The 24,824-nt window shown below is 34.9% G+C and carries 26 protein-coding genes and 2 pseudogenes; 17 read left to right on the top strand and 11 right to left on the bottom strand.

Annotation, left to right across the window (positions count from 1 at the left end):
* Positions 1 to 92 precede the first annotated feature (92 nt).
* Complete coding sequence (locus J4P91_RS25055; protein ID WP_017152030.1) at positions 93 to 431, bottom strand: hypothetical protein; 339 nt, start codon at positions 429 to 431, stop codon at positions 93 to 95.
* Between the two features lie 205 nt (positions 432 to 636).
* Between J4P91_RS25055 and J4P91_RS25050 the strand changes: the two genes are divergently transcribed.
* The 5 genes from J4P91_RS25050 to J4P91_RS25030 all read left to right on the top strand — a co-directional run bounded on the left by J4P91_RS25050 (position 637) and on the right by J4P91_RS25030 (position 5,566).
* Positions 637 to 1,314: a class I SAM-dependent methyltransferase gene (locus J4P91_RS25050; RefSeq protein ID WP_207996239.1), complete on the top strand. Its 678-nt coding sequence runs from the start codon at positions 637 to 639 to the stop codon at positions 1,312 to 1,314.
* A gap of 100 nt (positions 1,315 to 1,414) precedes the next feature.
* Positions 1,415 to 3,103 (top strand): formate--tetrahydrofolate ligase, encoded by a 1,689-nt coding sequence (locus J4P91_RS25045; RefSeq protein WP_243764005.1) that lies wholly within the window; start codon positions 1,415 to 1,417, stop codon positions 3,101 to 3,103.
* 90 nt (positions 3,104 to 3,193) lie between these two features.
* Positions 3,194 to 3,721 (top strand): hypothetical protein, encoded by a 528-nt coding sequence (locus tag J4P91_RS25040; RefSeq protein WP_207996237.1) that lies wholly within the window; start codon positions 3,194 to 3,196, stop codon positions 3,719 to 3,721.
* A gap of 19 nt (positions 3,722 to 3,740) precedes the next feature.
* A complete protein-coding gene (locus J4P91_RS25035; protein WP_207996236.1) occupies positions 3,741 to 4,910 on the top strand; it encodes a DEAD/DEAH box helicase in 1,170 nt (389 codons plus the stop codon).
* Between the two features lie 215 nt (positions 4,911 to 5,125).
* Positions 5,126 to 5,566 (top strand): SRPBCC family protein, encoded by a 441-nt coding sequence (locus J4P91_RS25030; RefSeq protein ID WP_207996235.1) that lies wholly within the window; start codon positions 5,126 to 5,128, stop codon positions 5,564 to 5,566.
* A 70-nt stretch (positions 5,567 to 5,636) separates the two neighbouring features.
* Here J4P91_RS25030 and J4P91_RS25025 read toward each other — a convergent pair whose 3' ends face one another.
* The gene (locus tag J4P91_RS25025) at positions 5,637 to 6,251 is read right to left on the bottom strand and encodes a zinc dependent phospholipase C family protein (RefSeq protein ID WP_207996234.1); all 615 of its coding nucleotides are present in this window, start codon (positions 6,249 to 6,251) and stop codon (positions 5,637 to 5,639) included.
* An 11-nt stretch (positions 6,252 to 6,262) separates the two neighbouring features.
* The gene (locus J4P91_RS25020) at positions 6,263 to 7,240 is read right to left on the bottom strand and encodes a quinone oxidoreductase family protein (protein ID WP_207996233.1); all 978 of its coding nucleotides are present in this window, start codon (positions 7,238 to 7,240) and stop codon (positions 6,263 to 6,265) included.
* 203 nt (positions 7,241 to 7,443) lie between these two features.
* Here J4P91_RS25020 and J4P91_RS25015 point away from each other — a divergent pair, with 203 nt between their 5' ends.
* Together J4P91_RS25015 and J4P91_RS25010 are read left to right on the top strand one after the other, a co-directional pair.
* Entirely contained in the window at positions 7,444 to 8,022 is a 579-nt protein-coding gene (locus J4P91_RS25015) for a sigma-70 family RNA polymerase sigma factor (RefSeq protein WP_207996232.1), read from the top strand.
* Positions 8,019 to 8,708 (top strand): DUF3600 domain-containing protein, encoded by a 690-nt coding sequence (locus J4P91_RS25010; RefSeq protein WP_207996231.1) that lies wholly within the window; start codon positions 8,019 to 8,021, stop codon positions 8,706 to 8,708. The genes J4P91_RS25015 and J4P91_RS25010 overlap by 4 nt, the downstream gene beginning before the upstream one ends.
* Before the next feature lie 61 nt (positions 8,709 to 8,769).
* On the opposite strand, the pseudogene J4P91_RS29805 reads toward J4P91_RS25010, so the two are convergent.
* From J4P91_RS29805 to J4P91_RS24995, 4 genes and pseudogenes are all read right to left on the bottom strand, one after another.
* A pseudogene (locus J4P91_RS29805) lies at positions 8,770 to 8,832 on the bottom strand (ABC transporter); the annotation flags it as partial.
* A 379-nt stretch (positions 8,833 to 9,211) separates the two neighbouring features.
* Positions 9,212 to 9,625, bottom strand: coding sequence for a hypothetical protein (locus tag J4P91_RS25005; protein ID WP_207996230.1), 414 nt, complete (start codon positions 9,623 to 9,625; stop codon positions 9,212 to 9,214).
* 101 nt (positions 9,626 to 9,726) lie between these two features.
* Positions 9,727 to 10,698 carry an MBL fold metallo-hydrolase gene (locus tag J4P91_RS25000; protein ID WP_207996229.1) on the bottom strand — a complete coding sequence of 324 codons (972 nt, stop codon included), beginning with the start codon at positions 10,696 to 10,698 and terminating at the stop codon, positions 9,727 to 9,729.
* An 89-nt stretch (positions 10,699 to 10,787) separates the two neighbouring features.
* Positions 10,788 to 10,997, bottom strand: coding sequence for a DUF3925 family protein (locus tag J4P91_RS24995; protein WP_017152019.1), 210 nt, complete (start codon positions 10,995 to 10,997; stop codon positions 10,788 to 10,790).
* Positions 10,998 to 11,221: 224 nt separating this feature from the next.
* Here J4P91_RS24995 and J4P91_RS24990 point away from each other — a divergent pair, with 224 nt between their 5' ends.
* Positions 11,222 to 11,701, top strand: a complete 480-nt coding sequence (locus J4P91_RS24990) for a glutathione peroxidase (protein ID WP_207996228.1) — start codon at positions 11,222 to 11,224, stop codon at positions 11,699 to 11,701.
* 835 nt (positions 11,702 to 12,536) lie between these two features.
* A complete protein-coding gene (locus J4P91_RS24985) occupies positions 12,537 to 13,493 on the top strand; it encodes an alpha/beta hydrolase (protein WP_207996227.1) in 957 nt (318 codons plus the stop codon).
* Between the two features lie 1,048 nt (positions 13,494 to 14,541).
* Here the strand turns inward: J4P91_RS24985 and J4P91_RS24980 are convergent.
* Positions 14,542 to 15,579: a sunset domain-containing protein gene (locus tag J4P91_RS24980; RefSeq protein WP_207996226.1), complete on the bottom strand. Its 1,038-nt coding sequence runs from the start codon at positions 15,577 to 15,579 to the stop codon at positions 14,542 to 14,544.
* Between the two features lie 213 nt (positions 15,580 to 15,792).
* Between J4P91_RS24980 and J4P91_RS24975 the strand changes: the two genes are divergently transcribed.
* The 3 genes from J4P91_RS24975 to J4P91_RS24965 all read left to right on the top strand — a co-directional run bounded on the left by J4P91_RS24975 (position 15,793) and on the right by J4P91_RS24965 (position 17,512).
* On the top strand, positions 15,793 to 15,945 hold the full coding sequence (locus J4P91_RS24975; protein ID WP_017152015.1) for a hypothetical protein: 153 nt from the start codon (positions 15,793 to 15,795) through the stop codon (positions 15,943 to 15,945).
* Positions 15,946 to 16,085: 140 nt separating this feature from the next.
* A complete protein-coding gene (locus tag J4P91_RS24970) occupies positions 16,086 to 17,099 on the top strand; it encodes a CbrC family protein (protein WP_207996225.1) in 1,014 nt (337 codons plus the stop codon).
* Positions 17,100 to 17,125: 26 nt separating this feature from the next.
* The gene (locus J4P91_RS24965) at positions 17,126 to 17,512 is read left to right on the top strand and encodes a (deoxy)nucleoside triphosphate pyrophosphohydrolase (RefSeq protein WP_207996224.1); all 387 of its coding nucleotides are present in this window, start codon (positions 17,126 to 17,128) and stop codon (positions 17,510 to 17,512) included.
* A gap of 172 nt (positions 17,513 to 17,684) precedes the next feature.
* Here the strand turns inward: J4P91_RS24965 and J4P91_RS24960 are convergent.
* The 3 genes and pseudogenes from J4P91_RS24960 to J4P91_RS24950 form a co-directional block, all read right to left on the bottom strand.
* Positions 17,685 to 18,151: pseudogene (locus J4P91_RS24960) on the bottom strand (site-specific integrase); the annotation flags it as partial.
* A 234-nt stretch (positions 18,152 to 18,385) separates the two neighbouring features.
* A complete protein-coding gene (locus J4P91_RS24955) occupies positions 18,386 to 19,480 on the bottom strand; it encodes a response regulator aspartate phosphatase (protein WP_207996223.1) in 1,095 nt (364 codons plus the stop codon).
* Positions 19,481 to 19,809: 329 nt separating this feature from the next.
* Complete coding sequence (locus tag J4P91_RS24950; protein ID WP_207996222.1) at positions 19,810 to 20,361, bottom strand: hypothetical protein; 552 nt, start codon at positions 20,359 to 20,361, stop codon at positions 19,810 to 19,812.
* Positions 20,362 to 20,470: 109 nt separating this feature from the next.
* Here J4P91_RS24950 and J4P91_RS24945 point away from each other — a divergent pair, with 109 nt between their 5' ends.
* The 5 genes from J4P91_RS24945 to J4P91_RS24925 all read left to right on the top strand — a co-directional run bounded on the left by J4P91_RS24945 (position 20,471) and on the right by J4P91_RS24925 (position 24,755).
* A complete protein-coding gene (locus J4P91_RS24945) occupies positions 20,471 to 21,118 on the top strand; it encodes an HD domain-containing protein (protein ID WP_017152011.1) in 648 nt (215 codons plus the stop codon).
* A complete protein-coding gene (locus J4P91_RS24940; protein ID WP_207996221.1) occupies positions 21,115 to 23,007 on the top strand; it encodes an ABC-F family ATP-binding cassette domain-containing protein in 1,893 nt (630 codons plus the stop codon). The genes J4P91_RS24945 and J4P91_RS24940 overlap by 4 nt, the downstream gene beginning before the upstream one ends.
* Positions 23,008 to 23,082: 75 nt before the next feature.
* Positions 23,083 to 23,814, top strand: a complete 732-nt coding sequence (locus J4P91_RS24935) for a Bax inhibitor-1/YccA family protein (RefSeq protein ID WP_017152009.1) — start codon at positions 23,083 to 23,085, stop codon at positions 23,812 to 23,814.
* Between the two features lie 160 nt (positions 23,815 to 23,974).
* Positions 23,975 to 24,229 (top strand): DUF4318 domain-containing protein, encoded by a 255-nt coding sequence (locus J4P91_RS24930; RefSeq protein ID WP_017152008.1) that lies wholly within the window; start codon positions 23,975 to 23,977, stop codon positions 24,227 to 24,229.
* Positions 24,230 to 24,416: 187 nt separating this feature from the next.
* Entirely contained in the window at positions 24,417 to 24,755 is a 339-nt protein-coding gene (locus J4P91_RS24925) for a single-stranded DNA-binding protein (protein ID WP_207996220.1), read from the top strand.
* Positions 24,756 to 24,824 lie beyond the last annotated feature (69 nt).

Raw genomic sequence — 24,824 nt, 5'->3', positions numbered from 1 at the left:
CTTCTAATGAAAACTTTGCCATAAAAAAACTACACCTCCAATTGTTAATTGTGTCTAACAATTGGGGTGCAGTTCAAATACTTGGTGTGTTTTTATAATGCTGATAAAGCAAGTGGATACAATAATGTAAATAAAACAGAAAAACTACCAAATCCAATGGCTGTATATCCAAGTGTTTTTGCTCCAAAATTAACAGCCAATAAGCCAATTAAAATGGAAAGGGAACCAAGGGTAACTGGATAAAAGGCAATCGAGAATAAAGAAAGAAATAGTGCTACATAACCGATAAGTGTACCAGTGTTTGTGCCTTCTATTTCATGTGCAATTTCTTTACGTCTATGTCTAATTGGAAGATGCCCTGGCGTGATTTCAGCTGCATATTCTTCGTTTTTTTCACCACTTTTAAAATGATGTGTTCGCTTTTTCGGCATGTACATCCCTCTCTTTCAATTGGGTGTATCTTTATTATTTTTCATAAAGAAAAGAACATGAGTATGAGTTATATCCAAGTGAAGCAAAATTTGGAGAATGCATGAGTCTGTTGCTATCTTATCCATCTCTCCATGAGAATAAACAGGAATATAGGAAAATGATGTAGAATGGAATGAATGAAAACAAGTGAAAGTAGGGGGAAACATGACAAAGTTTAATTGGCATAAATCCGCAGAAAAAAAATGGGACAACAATGCAGAATCTTGGAATCAAAATAGCGGGGAAATGTGGGATCATGGAAGTCGTAGTACAATCATCCCATTTTTTGAAAAGTATGTAGAAAATGGTGTGGCAGTTTTAGATGTCGGCTGCGGCGATGGATATGGTACATATAAATTAAGTCTAGCAGGATATAAGGCGTGCGGTGTAGATTTATCCGAGCAAATGATTCAAAAGGGAAAAGAACGCGGAGAAGGGCCTAATTTGTCCTTTGTAAAGGGAGATCTTTCTTCATTGCCTTTTGAAAATGAGCAATTTCCAGCAATATTAGCAGTGAACTCGTTAGAATGGACAGAACAGCCACTACAGGCGTTACATGAGATAAAGCGTGTTTTGAGGCCTGATGGATATGCGTGTATTGCTATTTTAGGGCCAACAGCAAAACCACGTGAAAATAGCTATCCTCGTTTATATGGAAAAGATGTCGTTTGTAATACGATGATGCCTTGGGAATTTGAAAAGCTTGCAGAGGAGCAAGGGTTTCAAATCGTGGATGGTATAGGCGTATATAAACGAGGAGTAAATGAAAAAATGCTTGGACAATTATCGGTAGAACTGCAACAAGCGCTAACATTTTTATGGGTATTTATGTTGAAAAAATAATACCTGAAGAAATGCGCAAAATTTAGGGGGTAAATAAGTGCAGAAAATACAAAAAACTGATACAATATGGGCAGAACCAATTAAAGGGGGACTAGGGTATATGACAACTACTACAACAGTTAAATCCGATATTGAAATTGCACAAGAAGCAAGTATGAAGAAAATTCAAGAGATTGCGGTTGAGTTGAACCTTTTAGAAGAAGAATTAGAGCCATATGGTCATTATAAAGGGAAATTATCTCTTGATATTTTTAAGCGCTTACAAACAAAGAAGGACGGAAAAGTTGTTTTAGTAACAGCGATTAACCCGACTCCAGCAGGAGAAGGTAAATCAACGGTAACAGTTGGTTTAGGTCAAGCTTTTAATAAAATTGGTAAAAAAGCAGTAATTGCACTTCGTGAGCCATCACTTGGACCAACAATGGGACTAAAGGGCGGTGCAGCAGGTGGAGGTTATTCACAAGTTGTGCCAATGGAAGACATCAACCTTCACTTTACGGGTGATATTCATGCCATTACAACTGCAAATAACGCATTAGCAGCGTTTATTGATAATCATATTCAACAAGGAAATACACTTAAAATTGATACACGTAAAATTGTTTGGAAGCGTTGTGTCGATTTAAATGACCGTGCACTGCGTAATGTAGTAATTGGTCTTGGCGGACCAGTTCAAGGTGTACCACGTGAAGACGGTTTTGATATTACAGTAGCATCTGAAATTATGGCTGTATTCTGCCTTGCGACAGATATTCAAGATTTAAAAGCACGTTTATCTCGCATTGTCGTTGCTTATAATATGGACAATGAGCCTGTAACAGTTAAAGATTTAGGTGTAGAAGGAGCGTTAACACTTCTATTAAAAGATGCGTTAAAACCAAACTTAGTACAAACATTAGAAAATACACCAGCAATCATTCATGGCGGACCATTCGCTAATATCGCTCACGGTTGTAACAGTGTTATTGCTACAACAATGGCAGCAAAATTAGGTGATTATGTTATTACGGAAGCTGGTTTCGGTGCGGACTTAGGTGCTGAGAAATTTTTAGATATTAAAGCGCGTGCAGCTGGTATTAAACCAGAAGCAGTCGTTATCGTTGCGACAATTCGTGCGCTTAAAATGCACGGCGGCGTAGCGAAAGATCAGTTAAAAGAAGAAAATGTAGATGCGTTAGCAAAAGGAATGGAAAACTTACAAAAACACGTTGAAACAATTCAAGCGTTCGGTGTTCCATTCGTAATCGCAATTAACAAATTTATTACAGATACAGATGCAGAAGTTGCATACTTACAAGAATGGTGCAACGAGCGTGGCTACGAAGTATCCTTAACAGAAGTTTGGGAAAAAGGTGGTCAAGGCGGTGTGGACCTTGCTGAGAAAGTATTAAAGGTAATTGAAAAAGGTGACAACAAATACGCACCACTTTATGATTTAGAATTGCCATTAGAAGAAAAAATCCGTACAATTGCTCAAAAGGTATACGGTGCAAAAGATATTGAATTTGCTCCGAAAGCACGTAAGCAATTGACTCAATTTGCAGGAGAGGGTTGGAGTAACCTCCCAGTATGTATGGCAAAAACACAATACTCTCTTTCTGATGATGCAACAAAATTAGGTCGACCATCTGACTTTATTGTTACAATCCGTGAACTGAAACCATCTATCGGTGCAGGATTTATTGTAGCGTTAACGGGAACAATGTTAACAATGCCAGGTCTTCCAAAACAACCAGCTGCACTTCAAATGGACGTAAATGAAGATGGGAAAGCAGTAGGTTTATTCTAAAAGGTTGTAATTCATCTCGTTTATCTGTAAACTATATATACATCAAGTGGCGCCTTTCCATCGAAAGGCGCCTGTTTTTTGGAGGAAATTATGTTTGATCCAACTGCTTTTGACAACTTAAAAGTAATCGTTGAAGGGGCTATCTATGATTTTGATTTACATGGCGATATTCTTGTAACGGATCGAAAAGATATGATGGACCTTGCATCGCTAAGTCGTATATACAATATTTCATTTCAATTAAATGAACCGTTTGAAACGCTAGTAGAAGCGACATTTTCATTATCTGTAGATGCGAAGAATTTATCGGGTGAGATTTTAGAAGTACCTCAGTTTATACCGGGGTGTGAAATGAAATTAGGGTTTACATTTCCACTGCAGCACCCAGAAACTGACTGTCAAGAAATTGAAAATTTGTTACAATCTATCTGGGGAAAAGAGCGAATGATTACGCAACAAATTTCATACGAATATAATAAGCAAGCGATTTCATATCATAATAAGGTAGAAGTTCTATTTCAAAAAGCGATTACAGAAGACCATGTTGATGATTTAATAGCTGTTATTTCTCACATGATAGAAACGGTGCGAGCAATACAACATTTTCTTCAAAAATAGAGATAAAGGAGAAAAACAAATGATAAAAGATATGCAACCATTTTTGCAACAAGCTTGGGAGAAGGCTGGTTTTAAAGAGTTTACTGAAATTCAAAAACAAGCAATTCCAACTATTTTAGAAGGACAAGACGTTATAGCTGAATCTCCAACTGGAACAGGGAAAACATTAGCGTACTTATTACCACTTTTACATAAAATTAATCCTGAAGTGAAACAACCACAAGTTGTAATTTTAGCTCCAACACGTGAACTTGTTATGCAAATTCATGAAGAAGTTCAAAAGTTTACAGCAGGAACTGATATTTCAGGTGCATCTTTAATTGGTGGTGCGGATATTAAGCGCCAAGTGGAAAAGTTGAAGAAACATCCGAAGGTAATTGTTGGTTCACCAGGACGTATTTTAGAATTAATTCGCATGAAAAAGTTAAAAATGCATGAAGTAAAGACAATTGTATTTGATGAGTTTGATCAAATTGTAAAACAAAAGATGATGGAATCGGTGTTTGATGTAATCAAATCAACAATGCGCGATCGTCAATTAGTATTCTTCTCTGCAACAATGACAAAAGACGCAGAAGAAGTAGCACGCGATTTTGCGGTCCAGCCACAGTTAGTTCGCATTAAACGTGCGGAAACAAAAAGTTTAGTTGAACATACGTATATCGTTTGTGAGCGTCGTGAAAAAAATGATTACGTTAGAAGAATTATGCATATTGGCAATGTAAAAGCAGTGGCATTCTTAAATGATCCATATCGTTTAGATGAAATTGCTGAAAAGCTAAAATATCGCAAAATGAAAGCAGCAGCACTTCATGCGGAAGCAACCAAACAAGAACGTGAAGCAACGATGCGAGCATTCCGTCAAGGGAAATTAGAAATTCTACTTGCAACTGATATTGCAGCACGCGGACTAGATATTGATGATTTAACACACGTAATTCACTTAGAATTACCAGATACATTAGACCAATATATTCACCGTTCAGGCCGTACAGGACGTATGGGGAAAGAGGGGACAGTTGTTTCCCTTGTTACTCCGCAAGAAGAGCGTAAACTACTTCAATTTGCGAAGAAGTTAGGCATTCAGTTTAAGAAACAAGAGATGTTTAAAGGAACATTTGTAGAATCGAAACCGAAAGCACCAAAGAAAAAGAAACCAGCATTTAATGGGAAAAGAAAGCCTAGATAATGTGAGGTTTCCATTAATAGTGGAATAATAAAAGTGAGAAGACGTGTCTGCATGTATAAAGCAGTTACGTCTTTTTATTATTTTTGTATACGATGCTGAAAGCCAAGATTTTTTAAAAGTAATGTCAAATACCGATGTTGTTATTTGAATGGAAAGAACGTTCGTTCTATAATATGAAAGAGTCATTCAATATATCGAAAGAGGGTTGATTTAGTATGGATACTCAAGTGATTACGAAATTTAAAATGTTCAAGCCGGCCAATGAGGTGTTTGAAGCCATAGTAGATCCTGAAAAAATGTCTAATTATTGGTTTTCATCAGGAACTGGAAGAATGGAACAAGGCAAGACGATAACTTGGAGATATGATGAATACAATGCGGAAGTCGTAATACATGTATTAGAGATTGAGGAAAATAGAAAAATCGTATTCTCATGGGGAGGATATGATGATGAAACGGTTGTTACGATTACACTAAGTGAGTTAGATAATACGAGTACAATGATTGAAGTAAATGAATCAGGTTTGAAAGAAAATGACCCCGAAATCGTAAACAAAATGATGGGACAAAAAGAAGGCTGGGTATATGTGTTAACTTGCTTAAAGGGTTATTTGGAAAATGGAATTAAAAATTTGAGAGCGTCATTGATTCATTAATGAAATAACTTCAGGCCTACAAGAACCTTTTGATTCTTGTAGGCCTGAAGCTGATTATCAACATTATCATTTAATAGTGCTTTTCTAAAAAGAAAACACCTTTTTCAATAGCAGTTTCTACATAACCGATGATTTGATCAAAGGTAAACACTTGTAATTCAGCATGCAGATCTTGGTGTGGATATACCATATCATCAAAAATAAGCTTTTTAAAAATTAGAACATTTTCTTCTGTTACTTCCTCAAGCTTTGGTATGCTTGCTTTTTGATTAAGAATAGAAAGGAATTGCTGCTCTTTATCGTAATGATGTAATAGTTTTGCATTCAATAATTTAAAATCATGATGATACAGGGATAAAATTGTTTGGTCATGCTCGATTCTATTTTTGAGCCAAGGAAGAAAAAAACCGTTTAGCCAGCTATCATCGGCAATAAGGTGTGTGTAATAACCTAAAATAAAAGGGGAATCCATAAATGATTCATATTTATGAAAAAATGAATCATAATCTATCCTTCTTGTATAGTTCTTAGTCGTACCCGCATAAAAATGGGAAGCTTCTTTTTCTTTTTTTGAACGAACTGCATCAGGAGCTACTCCCCCAAGTAAGAAAGATGTTTGATCTTGGATGGACAATTTCTCTGCAATACCATTTGCAATAATCAAATGCATAATTCGTGATCCCATGAATGACACCTCTATTTAATATCCAAAATGATTTTTCCAGTACTTTGTCTACTTTCGACCCATTCATGTGCTTTCCCTGCATGTTGAAGTGTAAAGCGTTGACCAATTGCAATTTGCAAGTTTCCATCACGTAAATACTGAAAAACTTGATTAGCAGTATGATGAAGTAAGTGAGGACGTTTCTTACGAGTTGTTCCAAAACTAAAGCCAAGAATTGAACGGCAACTTGCATGTAAATCTTTTGTTCGGAATGTGCCAATTTCGCCACTGGCATTACCAAAGTGGACAAGACGACCGTAGTAAGCTAAACATTCTAAGCTTTTTTCTGATACTGTACCTGAAATGGAATCCAAAATAACATCGGCGCCATTACTACAAGTAAGTTCATTTACCTTTTTACTAAAGTCCTCATCTTGATAACAAATAACATGATTAGCACCAGCATCTAAAGCAACTTTCTTTTTTGCTTCACTTCCGACTGTTCCAATAATTTTACCAGCGCCTAATATTTTTGCTAATTGAATAGCTGTCGTTCCAATTCCACCAGCTGCTGCATGAATAAGAACGGTTTCACCTTGCTGTAATCTTGCTACATTTTCAAGCAGGTTGTAACTCGTAAAAGATACAACAGGACAAGCGGCTGCGATTGTGAAGTCAACTTCATCAGGTAACACAAACGTAAGGTTTTCATTAGCGACAATATATTCAGCATACGATCCATTCAGAGGAAAGGCGATTACACGCTGTCCAGCGCGAATGTTTTTCACATCAGAACCTACTTGTTCTACAATACCTGCGGCGTCTATTCCAGGAATAAATGGGAGTGTTCCGCTTCCCTTTTTACCATAACGAGATTTAATATCAGCAAAATTGACGCTTGTAGCAATAACGCGAATTAACACCTGCTTTTCATTGAAAGTCGGCATATCTACTTCTGTATACTTCATTGTTTCAGGTCCACCGAATGCAGTTACAACAATAGCTTTCATATCGCTCCTCCTACAATAGATTCTACTTATTATTTTAAACACCCATCATAAAACGGAAAATTATATAATTGTTATGGTGGATTATAAGCTAACGTTATGAAGTAATTGAGTTTACATCAATTTATATAAAAAATATGTTAAAAAATCGAACGAAATGTTTTTTACTTGCCAATATATAGTGTAAGACAAAGGAGGGAAGATAAATGGACGAGGAAACAGACTATCACCATCTCATCGGGCGGACTTTATCAGGAAATCAAGCGTCATACAGTGAACTGTATGATAAAACGATTCAAGATGTTTATAAGACAGCCCACTTTTTGATAGAAGAAAAAACAGATGTAGATGATGTAGTTCAGGAAATATATATACAGCTGTATCAATCACTTGGCAAGTATGATAGGGATCGACCTTTTCGGCCTTGGTTAATGGGACTTGCTATAAGGCAAATTCATTCATATAGGAGAAAAAGGTGGATGCGTCTACGTATAGTAAAGAAAGCGGAAGAACAGAGGAAGCCCATTGAATTCGATTTTTCTGGTGATGTTGTGAATAAGCTTTCGAATCAAAATCTTATTGCTCTCATTTATAAATTACCTTACAAATTGAAGCAAGTCATTATACTACGTTATTTACATGATTATTCTCAAGAAGAAGTAGCGAATATTTTACATATTCCGGTTGGAACGGTTAAATCGAGGATTCATGCGGCATTAAAGAAATTACGTCAAAAAGAGCAAATTGAAGAAATCTTTTTAGGAGAGGTAGGGGATGCAAAGTGAGTTTGGATTATCGAGTAAAAGAGTCTATACAAGAAGAAGTGAAAGAGATTGTACCACCACCTGAACTGAAAGAAAAAGTAATGATGCAAATAGAAATGAAGCGTGGAGGGAAAACGATGAAAAAGCGTCTTATAACAGGGGTACTTGCAGCAGCACTGTTAATTCCAACGACTGGGTTTGCATATCAATCTATTATGGCTGATGGGGTTTATGGATCATTTGATAATGTGAAAAAACATGTAGCTAACGCAACATTAAAAGGATATATGCGGTTAGATGCTAAGCTGTCGCAAGCAAAAGGAGAAATGGGAGAAAAGGAATATAAAAAGTTTACAAAACTTTTAACTGTCATTACAGATGCGAAACTGGAATACGGAGATTCAAATGGTAATATTGACTATGATCAATTATCAGTAGTAAAAAAAGAAGAATTGCAAAAAGGATTGATGGAGATTCAGCCATATTTTGATAAATTAAACGGAGAAAAGTCCAGTAAAGAAATATTAACTTCTGAAGAATATAAGCAGTATATAGATGCTTTAATGACATATGAAAAAATACAAGCAAAAATTAAATCTAGCGGAGCTGTAACAGTAAATGAAGTTCCTGAAGCGTATAAAGCGGAATTTGTACAAGCGGATCAGTTTATGAATTATGTAAGTGAAAAGGTACAACAGATTAATTAAGCCTATGAAAAGAAGAGCCCTTGTTTACAAAAGGGCTCTTTTTTCTAGTGTAAGAAAATAATCATTTGAACTTTCTTACCGCATGAATTGCCACTCTTACGAGGAGAATCGCACTAATAAATAAAGGTAGCTAACTATGCTTAATAATTATATGTACTTTGAATGAGTAATTGATTGCTAGTAGAAAAAATTGAAAAAACATTACATCATTCCTCCGTAAATCATTGGATAACTGTATTATACAGGAAAATCATAATTCTTACGCGTGGAAACGAGTGATGGAGGAGTAAAGGGAGAGGATTACAAAACTCTCCCTTTATTTCTGTATATTTTATTTATCCCGCATTAACGGGCAGTAAGACCCCCACCTCAAGATTCAGAGGGAAACGAGGGAGATAGGTGGGGGAGAAACTGCCCGTAAAAGCCCGATTGGTTCAACTAATAATCAGTGGGGGATGAAGAAAACCCCCACTGATTAAAGTTTCACTTTATGCGAGACCATGTTAATTTTCTTGTCTTATGAAACTATCTAATAATGTGTAACCAGCTATTATATTTATTATTACGGGAAATGTTGTATTTAAAAGAGTGAGGATAGTTAAATAGGGAAAGAATTGTCCGATAGGTGAGAATAATAGAATAGGTGAAAAGCCAATCAATGTTGAAGGTAACGCAATACCTAGAAATTTATCTAGTTGAAATTTCCATACATGTTGTTTTTTGTTGTTACTGATAAGTTGAACGAAACGCAATACGCCACCGACGAAAAAGGGGAAAAACATAAAGAAAAATATTCGAGGGTACATATGAAAGGATAGTTCAGCTTGTTGATCTAGATGAAATTGAATCTTCCCTCCTGTAAATAGCAATATTACAATAAATAAAGTGAAACATAAATATTGAATAACTTTCCTCATTATGTCACCTCTTTTTTTGTCTACTTATTATAAAAAAACATATTCAAAAAAGGAGGATATATGCTTGAAATGTAGCATAGTATCCTCGTATGTTTTTCTATTTAGTTAGTAGTCGTTTTAGCCTTTTCTTGTTTCATAAGATAATCAATAATTCCCATCGCACTTATTTCCATATCCAGTTTTATTACATCGTAAATAGAATGAGTTAATGGTACGTCTTGCTGTGAAAGATGAGAAGATACTTTTTCAAGTAATAAAGCACACAGTTCATGACTTGCTGTTTCAAAATCCTGATTTCTTTCAAATACTTGTTTTCCTGCCTCAACAAAGATAGGGAGCCAATATTCAAGCTGTTTATACACTTCAGAAACATGGGAAGATGCACCGTAATGCCCAAAGTAGATGGAGTCAACTTTCATATTTTGAATACGGTCTTTTGCTGCAATCATCGCATCTGGTTGAAACTGTGATGGAGATGTGGTTGGTAAATATAGTTCAACGCCAAGTTCAGCTAGTTCTCGATAATAAATACCAATCGTGTCACCTGTGAAAATGCCATTTGTTAAAGAGTCATGGATGCTAATATGGTGTTTTGCATGTCCTGGTGTATCGTAAAATGTGAGTGTTCGATTTTCTGAAATTTGCAGTATGTCACCATCTTGTACAATATGGACGCGTTTTTCTGGAATAGGAAGGATTGGATTGAAGAGTTCATCAAAAGCATCACCATATACAGCTTTGGCACCTTGGATTAATTTTGTAGGATCAATCATATGACGAGCGCCACGTGGATGGACGAATAGAGTAGCATTTGGGCATTTTTCCATCATTAAACCGGCGCTACCGGCATGATCAAGATGAACATGTGTAACAATGATATTTTTAACATCTGCTAAGTCTATACGTAATTGTTGTAAGCCGTTTAGAATGTGCGGAAGAGAAGGGGCTGCACACGTTTCGATTAAAGTAATATCATCACCTAGTAAAACGTATGTACCTGTACGCTCATTATGTTGTAAATCGTAATCATCAATGATATATAACTGAGAGGATAATTGTTCTACCTTTTTCATATGAGTCACTCCTTATAGTCTTTATATTCTTTTATTATAAAATAAAAGGCAGAAAACGAAAAATCGTTTTCTGCCTTTATGTAATGTTGTTATTTACTTTGCTCTTTACTAATTGACATAATAAAGAATCCGACAAGACCACCAACTAGTGGAAGAGAAATCATTCCTGCAAGCGTAAAGTATTTGCTTAAAAATAGGCCATTTACATCCATAAACCATCCAGCAACAAATAATAACATCATGTATAGTACGAAATAAAACTCACGATTTGAAATCATTTCACGTTGTGCAGTTTTCATTATCAACACCATCCTTTTTTCATTATAATGGAATTGAAAATGTCACAATTTAGAAAGTAAACTGTCACATTTTGTTCACAATTTAATTGTAAAACTTTCCAAGAGAAATGTCTAGTAGTTTGTGTCGAATTTTTGAACGAAAATAAAGCGCTGTCATTAGACGGGGGAGATAAATACATATATGATGAGAATAAGTATGAAATGATAGAGAGGAGTAGATATATATGACAGTGTATGACTTTTCTGCAAAAACAATTACAGGGGAAGAAAAATCATTGCGAGAGTATGAGGGCAAAGTTCTTCTTATTGTAAATGTCGCAAGTAAATGTGGATTTACACCGCAATATAAAGGATTGCAGTCTATTTATGAAAAGTATAAAGAGCAAGGATTTGAAATAATCGGTTTCCCATGCAACCAATTTGGCGGACAAGAACCGGGGACAGAAGAAGATATTACAAGTTTTTGTGAATTAAACTATGGTGTATCTTTTCCGATGTTCGCTAAAATTGATGTAAAAGGTGATGGTGCACATCCACTATATAAATATATGACGGATCAGGCGCCAGGCATACTTGGCATGAAGGCAGTAAAGTGGAACTTTACGAAGTTTTTAATAGGGCGTGATGGAAAAGTGATAGATCGTTTTGCACCGCAGACGAAGCCGGAAGAGTTAGAGAAGGAGATTGAAAAACTTCTCAGTTAATAATCATGAATCACTATTTTGGTGTCTTCCGCTAAATAGCTCGTTCAACTTTTAGCACCTTTCTGAATACTAATGAAAATTTGTGTCCGAAATAAGAATCATTTTATTTTCGCAAAGATGGATAATTCGGAAGTATTTTTCCAAGGTTTAAGTTGGTATTACGAGAGTTATAGGGAAGAAAAAATATTTTACTGGATTCACAGACTATTATAGTAGTCTAAAAATAGCCGCTCCAATACAAAGGGAGCGTCTATTCTAATATTTTTATATATTCCTTTAAAGATATCTAAGTTACACAGTGTCTATGTGTTTTATCTCAGTAAGGAACATCGACAATAAATCTGAAAAACATGATAGGGAAATTTATAAAAGAAACGGTTCATAAAGTTTCACCAATTACAATCATTAAAGCTAGTTTTGTCCATCTTTGTAATATATACGTAAATCTATATTGCGGTATCTTCAATAGCATAAGTTTCAATGTATATACCTCTATTTCAATATCGAGTATTGGCTGCTATTATACTTTGTGAAATAGGTTATGTACCCCCATTTAAGAACAAGTCAGATTTAAAACTTATTACGAATTTTATTGGCTGTATGCTTCTAAATATTGTTTCTTATATGATTCAAAAACCATATAATTTTATCGTCATTTTTCATATTTCTCATTCCATATTTTTTTATAAAACTAAAGAAGTTTTATTTTTTTGAATATTCTGTTGACGATTATAACATATCCACTTTACAATTTAATTGTGATGATTTTATCACAATTAAACTACTTAGAATACACTTCACTTATTTGAAAACAATTACAAATAGGGGTGTTAAAATGAAGAACCGAGTAAATCAAGAGTTATTACCAGGATTAGAAATGTTTCAAGACCTCGATTTACGCCCAGAGAACTTGCAAGCAATCAGAGAAGGAATATCGCAAATGAGACCACCTACCGTTGTTGATGAATCCCTTTCATTAACAGATGAAGTCATTGTAGGACCTGATGCTAATCCATTACCATTAAGAATTTATCGTCCAAAATCAAATAATGAATCCTTACCTGTCCTGTTATGGATACATGGTGGCGGTTATATCTTAGGGTCTATAGATGATAATGATGATCCTTGTATGAGGTTTGCAAAAGAAGCTAACTGTGTGGTCGTTTCTGTAGACTACCGTTTAGCTCCTGAACATCCTTATCCAGCACCAATTGAGGATTGTTATGCAGCATTAAAATGGATCGCTGATAATGCGGAGCCATTAAACATTGATTCGAATCGAATTGGTGTTGCAGGAGCGAGCGCTGGCGGTGGACTAACAGCAGCATTGACATTATTAGCCCGAGATCGACAATATCCTTCTATTTGTTTCCAAATGCCACTCTATCCAATGATTGATGACCGAAATAATACACCTTCTACGAATGAAATTAAAGAAGGATTTGTTTGGAATCAAAAGACAAATGAAGCTGGCTGGAAAATGTATTTAGGAGAACTATATGGAACGGATAATATTCCTGCCTATGCAGCCCCTGCTCGAGCAGAGGATTATAGTAATTTGCCATACACCTACACATTTGTTGGTCAATTAGATCCATTCCGCAGTGAAACATTAACCTATGTAACCAAACTTGCGCAAGCTGGTGTTGATGTCGAATTTCATTTATATCCTGGGGCCTATCACTGGTTCGAAGGATTAAATCCAAATGCCGACGTATCTATTCACGCTGTGAATGAAATGATACAAGCAGTAAAGACTGGTTTCGAAAGAGTAGCTAAGGTAGAGGCTTAATCTCTTTACAAAAGAAACACTCACAAATAGTACACATTTGTGAGTGTTTTTACCTTTTAAACATGTATCAATTTGTTTTTAAGATACTTCCAGAATTGCTGATGCTATCATTTTTATCTCCTAACTAATATAATAATTCTTATCTCTATAATTAAATTTTGCTTTACAACTCAATATTAATGTAAAAATTATCCACTGTTACGCATTGTTTTATTGTGCTAACCTGCCCCGTTGCTTAAGTACATTTCTTCACAATCTTATTTATTAAAATAAATATCCAAGTTTTATTCAATTAAATGGCCCGATTGTTGAATAACATGACTGGAGTTTTTTAAACAACTTTATTGTTACTTAACATATTCATCATTTTCAATTTCCTTATATTCCTTAATAAGTGTATCTAATTCTGAATAATCAGCATTTACATTAAAGTAACATTCGAGAAAATATCTTAATTTGCTTCATTGTTTTTCATCAATCATTCTAATCGCTCCTTATTTTACGGCAAGGGAAATGATGTTAATACTCTAAACCCTAATTTGTAAGTAAGACAACGTTTTATAAACTTGTAAAAGAATATGAAGGGTCGGTAAAATAATACTGGCTTTTTTACTTAGGGGCGGGGGAGGTTTTTGGAATTTTGGTTTACCAGGCGTCTGAAAAATCCGCGCAAAATTTAAAACTTTGGGTCTAAATTATGAGATAATACGCTAGGCTTTACGACATTTTCATTCTTTTCTAGTTGTTTCATTTGAATTTCACTAAAGATAATTTTACTCATTTTCCGTACCGCACTTTTATCATTGTTTCCATTATAAAGAGGAATGGGTGCAAAAATACGCAAAAACCCCGAATCGTGGACTTTTTTAAGTGTCCACAATTCGGGGTACAGTTCAGTCTTTGTTTCTTGGTTTTTTTATCGATTAGTCAAATGCTCGCATCTAAAGAATTGTTGAACGGTTTTAAAGAAATTGATGTAAACCCCAAAATATACGTCTCAAATCTTGGAAATAGGGCTTACAAAATTTAAGATTCAATAATATATAGTCTACCTTTTAGATTTCACATAACCAGCTGCTTGAGCATCAGCTTCTGAACAGAACCAAACTATATTATCTTTTGTAGAATCATAATATTGACCGCCAGGAACATGGTATTTTTTAGAATTAGCATTTCCTTTAATTTGGCCTTTACAGGAAGTGTTTGTTTCTTTATCATCACTAGGGTCATTCTGGAAAGGGTGACCATTAGAGCCCCCACGATTGCTATTAGATGAGGATGCTACAGTATTTCTCTTTTGTGAAGCTTGCTCAGCAGCTTGACGTTGTTGTTCTTCTTGTTGTTTACGAGCTTGTTCTTCAGCTTGACGCTGTTGCTCTTCCTGCTGTATACGAGCTTGTTCCTCAGCTTGACGTTGTTGCTCTTCCTGTTGCTTACGAGCTTGTTCTTCAGCCTGTCGTTGTTGCTCTTCCTGTTGTTTACGAGCTTGTTCTTCAGCTTGACGTTGTTGTTCTTCTTGTTGTTTACGAGTTTGTTCCTCAACTTGACGCTGTTGCTTTTCCTCTTCCTGTTGTTTACGAACTTGTTCTTCAGCCTGAAGCTGTTGTTCTTCTTGTTGCTTTTGAGCCTGTTCTTCTTCTAGTTTATGAGTTTTTTCGTCTGCTTCTTTCTTTTCTGCATCTTTTTTATCTGTTTTTTCAACTGCAATTTTTTTATCTTTTGCTGTTGCTTTTTCAGTAGAAGGAGTTGCGATACTTACTAATACTCCAAAAGCTACAAATAAAACAGCAGTAATTAAAAATTGTTTCTTCGCCATACCAGTTTTTTTAATAACGGATAAGATTGCTAGAATAAGAAAGAAAATGAACATGATTAAACATACATTAGCGAAAAAGTTAATAATAGGATGATTTGTTTCCGCTGTGCTAGTTGCTGATGTTAAAAATGAAATAATAAAACAAATAACCGCAGGTCTACCATATCTCATTGCTTTACCATTTTTCTTAAAGAATGAAATGATACATAAAATTAGTAGAATAAGAGCTGCTAAAAATAAAATTGCACTAATATTACTCCAAAATGACATTTTGATACCTCCATTTGTAAAATTTTCTCTATTGATTATATAGGAATATATTAGAAATTACATAGATCTGGTTAAAATAAGAAAATTCTATTTCTTAAATTGATAGACCTAAAAACTATTTTTCTTTATATAAAGAAAAAAGGATATAATTCCTATTACATTTCTACAATAAATTCATAGATTACTAATAACTCGTCTGAAAGGAGGGTTCTAATGGACTTACAATTGTTGGTGACGTGTATTTTAGAAGAGAACGGAGCTTTCTTTTTAGTCACAAAAGTAGATGATGTTATCACATTAAAAATACCAATCGCAGCAAATTTAGCAGCTTTATTTTTAGCATTAGGTGTTCCAAGATGCGAGTAGTGTAATGTAGGATGGTAGATAGGTGAAATAACTTCTCACCTATCTACTAAATAAACATAATATTATTATGTAAATAAACAGATTTAAACAATTGAAATATTTTTAACAGATAAATTTTACTATCTAAGGAGGGGGAATATTTGATCCGCCAAGCAAAACAAGAAGAAATTGTAATAGTAAGAGGCTGGTTACAGGAAACAGCAATTTCTCTTAAGCAAAAAGGTATTCAGCAGTGGGGGCAATTTTTACGTTATGAAAATACAAAGATAATAGAGTTTGATTTTGAAAAAGGCTATCTATTTGTTTTTGAGAACGATAAAAATCAAGTTATTGCATCAATTTCTCTATGTGATAAAGAAAAGTGGGATGCAAATTTATGGAACGATGAAGTAGATGCGTATTATTTACATAGAATTGTAGTCTCGAAAGAAGGTAAGGGATTAAACATAGGTAGTCAGTTCATACAATGGGCAAAGAATAGAGCAAGAGATTCAGGAAAGAACTTAAGACTAGACTGCGTTTCTAGTAATGATTTCTTGCAAGAGTTTTATCAAAAGCAAGGGTTATCATTTAGAAGCTTTGTGAATGGATTTTCCTTGTATGAGTGGAGCGAAGTAGAAGAATCGCTTCCTAGTTTTAAATACAATAAAAACCCTTTGGGGTTATTAGTCATAAGAGAAGCGGATGGAATGTGTCCAGTATATCGTAGGAAAACAGGCTATGTGTACGATGGTCCTTTTTACACAACTTTTGATGAGGAAGAAACAGAAAATATATGTCCATGGTGTATAGCTAATGGCTTTGCTGCTCAAAAATTTGATGGAGAGTTTAATTATAGTGGGGAACATATGGATGTTCAAAATAAGGAGTATACAGATGAACTTTTTTATAGGACGCCTAGTTATTTTTCATGGCAAGGGGAGTATTGGCTAAGTCATTGCAATGATTACTGTGCAATTATTGATGAGGTAGGTTGGAAGGAAATCGCACATTTAGAACATGAATTAAACGATGACATTGAGAAAATCATAAATAAAAAAAAGATAACGAGAGAAGATTTTAAAGGAATGTTATATAAAAAGGGGCATTTTACGGGATATTTATTTCAATGTGTTCATTGTAGTAAACACCGATTATATGTTGATATGTCATAACCAATTGAATTAGGAGATGATGAAAGATGAAGAAAAAAATATCGGTTGTTGGCGCGGTTATTTTCAATGAGAATAATCAAATCTTATGTGCATTACGCTCACCTATAATGTCATTACCAAATTATTGGGAGTTTCCAGGCGGGAAGGTAAATGATGGAGAAAATCTACAAGAAGCATTAATTCGTGAGATTAAAGAAGAATTGGATTGTAGTATTACAGTAGGGGAGAAAGTAGAGGAAGTTGAGCATGAATATGAGAAGATTATTGTTCATTTAACTACCTATAAAGCCGTAATTGTATCTGGAATGCCTAGAGCTTTAGAACATGCGGACTTGAAGTGGATGAGTGTAAATAATATTAAAGAGCTTACATGGGCACCAGCAGATGTACCAACTGTAGAGAAATTAGTATAGGGATATTACATATAAGGAAATGAAAAGTACCATCTCTTATTTGATAAGAGGCGGCACTTTTGTATGTTTTAGAATTGCTCATTCTTTTCCCAAGATTCAACGAGATAACTACACAACCCTTATATATCAAGGGTTGTGCGGTGTGAAAATCGTAAATGACCACATTGGGAAATTATGGTTCTTTTTTAATGATATTTTCGAAGGCTTCGGCGGCATGGTGCTGCATATTCTGAGTGATATGACTATATTTGTCTAAAGTCATTTGGATGGAAGAGTGACCTAAACGATCTTGTACAACTTTTGGATGTTCGCCAGCTTCAAGCATTAATGTAGCATGAGTATGTCTTAAATCATGAATACGGATTCGTGGCACATTTGCTTTTTTATAGTGCATTTTAAGGAATTGGTGAGGGGCATCAAGGTGTAATGGAGTACGTGGTGAGCTACCTGAAAAGATAAAGGAAGTTTTTTTAAAGGAAGGCCCCAACGGAAAAATTCTTTCTTTTTATACTTATGGTATGATTTCAGTTCTTGTATAACAAAAGTTGAAATACTTATACTTCTGTTTGAGGATTTGGGTTTAGGCGAGTCACAAGAAAGTCCGGTTTCGGTTTTTATTAGAGCCTTAGTAACCAATAGTAAAAGTAAGACATTTTATATTACAGTAAGTTCAACTTATGTTTCTGTAAAGTAAATAAGAAAACGCTCCTTAAAATTGGAGCGTTTTCTTATTTTGTGGACAAATCAACCTCCACCATCACCATGTTCCATTAGTGTCATTATAGGACTTTGAGTTTTTTCTGTCGGGATATATATTCCTAAAACTAATGTAAACGCTGCTAAAATCCCCATTAATTTAATCGTTGTTTTTCTTCATTTCAATGCCCCCTTATCAAGAGCTTTTTGTCGCGTCTTCGAGCCTGAATAAAAATATTTACTAGCTTTCGAATGCAAGTTCTCTTGATAGAATTTAATTGCTAAAGCTTCTTGATATTCTTGTATATACTCATATAATTCTTCTCTTTCAAAATAGGAAATTCCTTCATGTACAATTTTTTCTAGTTGTTCTGCATTTATATTGTTATTTAATGCTTTTAAGATTGCGAAATGGTGTTGATATGCTTCATTTGATAATTCTGTACAAATTTCAATGCCTTTTTCAATAAGTTCTGCAGCAACGTCTTTTTCGTTTAATTTATAATGTTCTTTTGCTTTAACATAAATAGCTCTATAATGTTTTGGAGATTTTTCAATAACTTCTGAAAGATAACGGAGTGCTAGGTCAGAAAGATTCTGGTTTGCATACATCCAACCTAAGTTATGTCGAACCATAATAATAAATTTTTCTTCCCCGTTTTTTTGGAACTGATCCATAGCTGATGTGAAATGCTCCTCTGCTAATTCCCACTCCCTTAAATTTATGCACGCTAGCCCTAAAATATTATTACAAAAAGCGATATTCATTTCGCAACCCGAATGCTTTTCAAATATCTCTTTTGCTGTAATAATTTGTTTGTAAGAAAGCAAAGCTTGTTGATTTTTATGGTAAGAGTACCCAAGTTGATAATAAAACTCTGCTTTCTCTAATTCATCTGAAGCATAGCTAAGTAATCGCTCAGCTTGTTCATAGTGTTCTTTCGCAAAAATATAGTTTCCGATTGCTTCCAAATGTAGAGCCTTAAAAAAATGATAGTAATAAGTTAAAGGGCTATCCTCTGGTATTTCAAAAGATTCTATTTTATCAAAATCAATCTTTTGGATGCCTAAATTGTTAATTAGGTAATTATATCTAAATTCCAGTAGGTGATAATAGAATGATAGGTCACTATTTTCTTTAATAAGGTTAAGTGAATTTTTAAGTTCTTCTTTTAAACTTTTTGCACTTGAGATATGTCTAGCACGAATTTCTTTATACCAATTTTTTAATAGATTAGAAATTTTCTCGTTTCCTAGTACTGAAACATTCATAAATACTCCCCCCTCATTTTATATAGCTACTTTAATATATAATAACAAAAAATGGATTGAAAAGTTGTTAAAGTTATATTTTTCAATATTTTTAGAAAAATATTAAATTATTTTGTTAGTTACTTCTAAAATAAAACAGAAGTTATCTAATATAGCCCAATGAAAATGCTATTTCTTTTGATCACATTTTATATAAAAAAGGGTGGAAATATATAAACATCCGTACCTTTGTTAAAAGAAATCTAAGTACAAATTAAAAGTGCCAAATGCTTGTATAACAGGCATTTATGGCACTTTTATAGTTTTAATGTGTTATGAAATGAACAGCCTTAAAACTGTTCATTCTTCTCCCAAGACTCTACAATATAATGAGCAATTGTAGGATTAAATCCTTTTCCAACTAAAAACATAATCGCAGCAACCTCTGTCATTGCATGTTTGTGAGAGGTATGTTTTGCTTCATTCATACCGTACTCTACCCATGGTTTTACGAAATCTAATACAGGTTTCTTTAAAGGTAAAAATTGTGTGCCAACAACTTGTTGAATTTGCTCTTGCGTTGGTTCAGTTGGAATTACTGTGGTAGGAGCTGGTGGTAAGATTTGTGGTTGGATTGGATCTAATGTTGGCGCCGGTGGTGAAACACGCGGATGTTGAAACATTTGTGGTTGCTGATATTGAGATTGCTGAGTTAAATACTGATTCTGTTGGTATGGAGTTTCGTGAGTTTGTTGTGATAAGTATGAATTTTGTTGATATTGCAATTTCTGTTGCTGTGGTTCCTGTTTTTGATCTTCAGTCCGCGGCTCTTGATATCGTTGTTCTTCATTTTGAGGATAGTATGGTTGCGCTGGATAAGGCTGTTGATTATTATAGAACATATTTATTTCCTCCTTCATAATCGTACGTACAAAACAGTCTATGGGCAGACAAGAAAATATGTGATGAAAAAATGAGAGCGTGTTACAATAAGGAATTGGGTGAAGATAAATGAAAAAACAAGAACAAATACAAAAAACAGTCGGCTTTGTAAAAAATATTTTAGAAAAAGATGCCAGTGGACATGATTGGTATCACATTGAACGTGTACATAAATTAGCGATTTCTTTGTCTGAAAAAGAAGGTGGGGATCGTTTTGTAATTGAGATGGCAGCTTTACTTCACGATGTAGCGGATGAGAAGTTAAATGAAAGTGAAGAAGCTGGTATGAAAAAAGTTTCTGATTGGTTAGAAGGATTAGATGTTACTGAAGAAGAAAAGGAACATATCCTTCATATTATTGCAAATATGTCTTATAAAGGTGGACATGGTGGTAATGTAGAAACATTGGAAGGGAAAATTGTTCAAGATGCAGATCGTTTAGATGCACTTGGTGCCATTGGTATTGCTCGCACGTTTGCTTACGGCGGTGCAAAAGGGCGTTTAATGTATGACCCGAATATTCCACCGCGTGAAGAAATGACGAAAGAAGAGTATCGAAAAAATAGTGACCCATCGTTAAATCATTTTTATGAAAAACTTTTAAAGTTGAAAGATTTAATGAATACAGATGCTGCGAAGCGAGAGGCTGAAGTTCGTCATCGCTATATGGAAGAGTTTATAGAACAATTTATGAAAGAGTGGAATGCACAAATATGAAAATGTTAACAGTAGAAAACGTATCAAAATCATATGGGGATAAACCGTTATTTGATGGATTATCATTTAGTATTGCAGAGGGACAACGTGCAGGCATTATTGGTGTAAACGGTACAGGGAAATCTACATTATTAAAAATTATTGCCGGGGTAGAGATTCCCGATACAGGTGATATGACACATACGCGTGGCTATACAATTAGCTATTTATCACAGCAACCGGATTTTAATGAAAATCTAACAGTGCTTGAGCAAGTATTCCACGGTGATACGCCGCTAATTCGTCTTCTTCGTGAATACGAACAAGCGTTATTAAACATAGAAAAAGACCCAAGTAATGAAAAAGTACAAGAACAATTATTTGCTGTGCAGCAACGTATGGATGCGATGAATGCATGGGAAGCAAATGCGAATGCGAAGTCGCTCTTAACGAAACTCGGAATTACAGATTTCACAGCAACTGTTGGGAACTTATCTGGTGGACAAAAGAAACGTATTGCAATGGCGCAATGCTTTATTGAAATGCCAGATTTATTAATTTTAGATGAGCCAACGAACCACCTTGACCATGAAACAGTAGAATGGTTGGAGGAGTACTTAGCACGTTATACAGGGGCTGTGTTACTCGTAACGCACGATCGTTACTTCTTAGATCGTGTTACAAATCGTATTTTTGAACTAGATAATGGTAATCTGTATAGCTATGAAGGAAACTATAGTACATTTTTAGAAGCGAAGGCACTTCGTGAGGAACAAGAATTAGCGCAAGAATCAAAGCGCCAAAACTTATATCGCCGTGAACTTGCTTGGATTCGCCGCGGTGCGAAAGCTCGTTCTACGAAACAAAAAGCACGTATTCAGCGTTTTGAAGAGCTGAAAGAACAAGAAGGTCCAGCAGCGAAGCAATCTGTTGATATTTCACTTAGCGGAAGTCGCTTAGGAAAGAAAGTGCTTGAATTAAAAGATGTAACGAAGAAATTCGGTGAAAAAACGGTATTACATAATTTTAATCATATTGTGAAACCAGGCGATCGAATTGGTATTATTGGGGCCAATGGTAGCGGGAAATCTTCGCTATTAAATATGCTTGCAGGCAAACTATTTCCTGACAGTGGTGAAATTGAAATTGGGCAAACTGTGAAAATTGCTTATTATACGCAGGAAAATGAAGAGATGAATTTAAATCAGCGTATGATTGAATACATTAAAGAAATTGCAGAAGTAATTCATACAACAGATGGAAAAGTCATTGGAGTATCCCAAATGCTTGAGCGTTTCTTATTCCCACCGCATTCACATGGAACGCCACTTGGTAAACTATCTGGTGGTGAAAGAAGACGTCTGTATTTATTACGTCTTTTAATGGGAGAGCCAAATGTACTTTTATTAGACGAGCCGACCAACGATTTAGATACACAAACGTTAACAGTACTAGAAGACTATTTAGAAGATTTCCCAGGCGTCGTGCTTACGGTATCGCATGATCGCTATTTCTTAGATAAAGTAGTAGATGAATTATTTATCTTTACTGGTGGCGGAGAAGTTCGTGAATTCTTAGGAAGCTATAGTGATTACCTAGATATACAAAAGGCGCAAGAACTACTAGAAAAAGTAGAAGTACAGAAGGAAAAGAAAGTTGAAGAAGCTCCAAAGCAACAACGTAAACGTAAACTTTCATATCACGAACAGCGTGAATGGGAAACCATTGAAGATACGATTGCAGGGCTTGAAGAGAAGCTTGAAACAATTGGGGAAGAACTTGCAAATGTCGGTTCTGATTTTACAAAAGCTCAAGAACTTTCGGAAGCACAGCAGCAAACGGAAGAAGAGCTAGAAAAAGCGATGGAACGCTGGAGCGAACTATCTGACATCGTTGAAGGTTTAAAATAAAAACAAGCTGCATATATTGAAATGTAAAGAGAAAAACTTTACACTATTAGTAGAATCTATTTTAGGAGGGAAAAAATGAGAACATCTAATCCAATGTTGAACAAAGAGGCATTTCGTAAAGAGGGAGCAAGTGCATCTACGATGACAATTGGCGGAGCAGTAGGCAAAACATTCATTATGCTTATTTTGCTTCTTGCGACGTCTGTCTATTCATACATACAGATGATGCAAGGTACAATGAAAATGCCTGTTTTAATTGGCTCTTTAATTGTCGCTGCAATCATCGCGTTTGCGTCTATGTTCTTTCCACGTATCTCGCCAATTACTGCACCGATTTATGCGGCAGTAGAAGGTGTTGTATTAGGAAGCATCTCAGCGTTTTATACAATGCGTTTTGGTGATTCTATCGTTTTAAATGCTGTATTACTAACAGTTTCAATTTTATTTGCAATGTTAGTTTTATATGCAACTCGCGTAGTAAAAGTAACTGATAAATTCCGCACAGGTGTAATGGCCGCAACGTTTGGAATTATGATTATGTACTTAATCGTATTCCTATTAAACATGTTTGGTGTTACTGTGCCGTATATTCATCAAGGTGGAACAATTGGTATTATCATTAGTGCAGTTGTTATTGTTGTTGCTGCATTAAATTTATTACTAGACTTCGATTTAATCGAAAGCGGTGCACGCAGCGGAGCTCCAAAATACATGGAGTGGTACGGTGCAATGGGTTTAATGTTGACTCTAGTATGGTTATACTTAGAAATTCTTCGTTTCGTTTCTTACTTTACGAAAAATGACTAATTGAAAGAAATCCTGCATGTTTGAAACATGCAGGATTTCTTTGTGTTTTTTAGATTTAAGGTAATTGATGTTTTTAGACCAAGAAGAGTTTATGATTATGGTATAATATGGATGGTTAATGTGGTGATAATTGTTAATTTGTGGTGAAGGGGGAGAGCTTATGATGAAAGAAAAGAAAGGGCTATTAAAAAAACTATTAGGAAAAAGCTTTTTTATTGAATTAGATGAAGCTTTGACTTATCCATCTGTTGAAACCATTTGTGCTGCTATTGAGACATATGCTACTGACTCTAAGGAAAAACTTAAATTTGAAAGTAAAGTAAAGCCGATTACTTTTTATCTAGAAAATACATTGTATCAAGTGGATATACGGATGGCTCGTGGAGGATATTATATATCTTGCAGTGAGGTATAAGTGAAGTAGTGAAGTAGTGAAGTGTAAACATTTTAAGAAATGCTGCATGATTGAATCATGCAGCATTTCTTTTTTTATTTTATTAGATTTAAAGCTATGATTTCTTTTTAGAAATATACCATTTTACGGTTTTTACCTATTTTTTATTTTTCTCTACAATGAAGAAAAAATGTGAGGTGGTATAAATATGATGAATCGAGTTGTATTAATCGGAAGGTTGACAAAAGATCCGGAACTATACTATACAAAGCAAGGAATTGCCTATGCACGTATATGCGTCGCGGTAAATAGAGGATTTCGAAATAGCTTAGGGGAACAGCAAGCTGACTACATTTACTGCGTCGTCTGGAGAAAATCCGCTGAAAATGTGTCAGAGTATTGTCAGAAGGGATCGCTTGTTGGGATTACGGGTCGTATTCATACGAGTAATTACGATAATGAGCAGGGAGAGAGGGTGTATAAAACAGAAGTTGTGATTGAAAGGATTACGTTTTTGGAGCGGAAGAGAGAGGAGGCATCACAGTAAAACAAGAAAATATAAGTAAAAAGAACTGCATATATAATACAGTTCTTTTTACTTATGCTGATCATTTAG

Source organism: Bacillus sp. XF8 (genome assembly GCF_017498755.1).
In the GTDB taxonomy this organism is placed as follows: Bacteria; Bacillota; Bacilli; order Bacillales; family Bacillaceae_G; genus Bacillus_A; species Bacillus_A bingmayongensis.
Note: the sequence above shows the minus strand (reverse complement) of the source record. Positions and strands in the feature narration are given on the sequence as shown.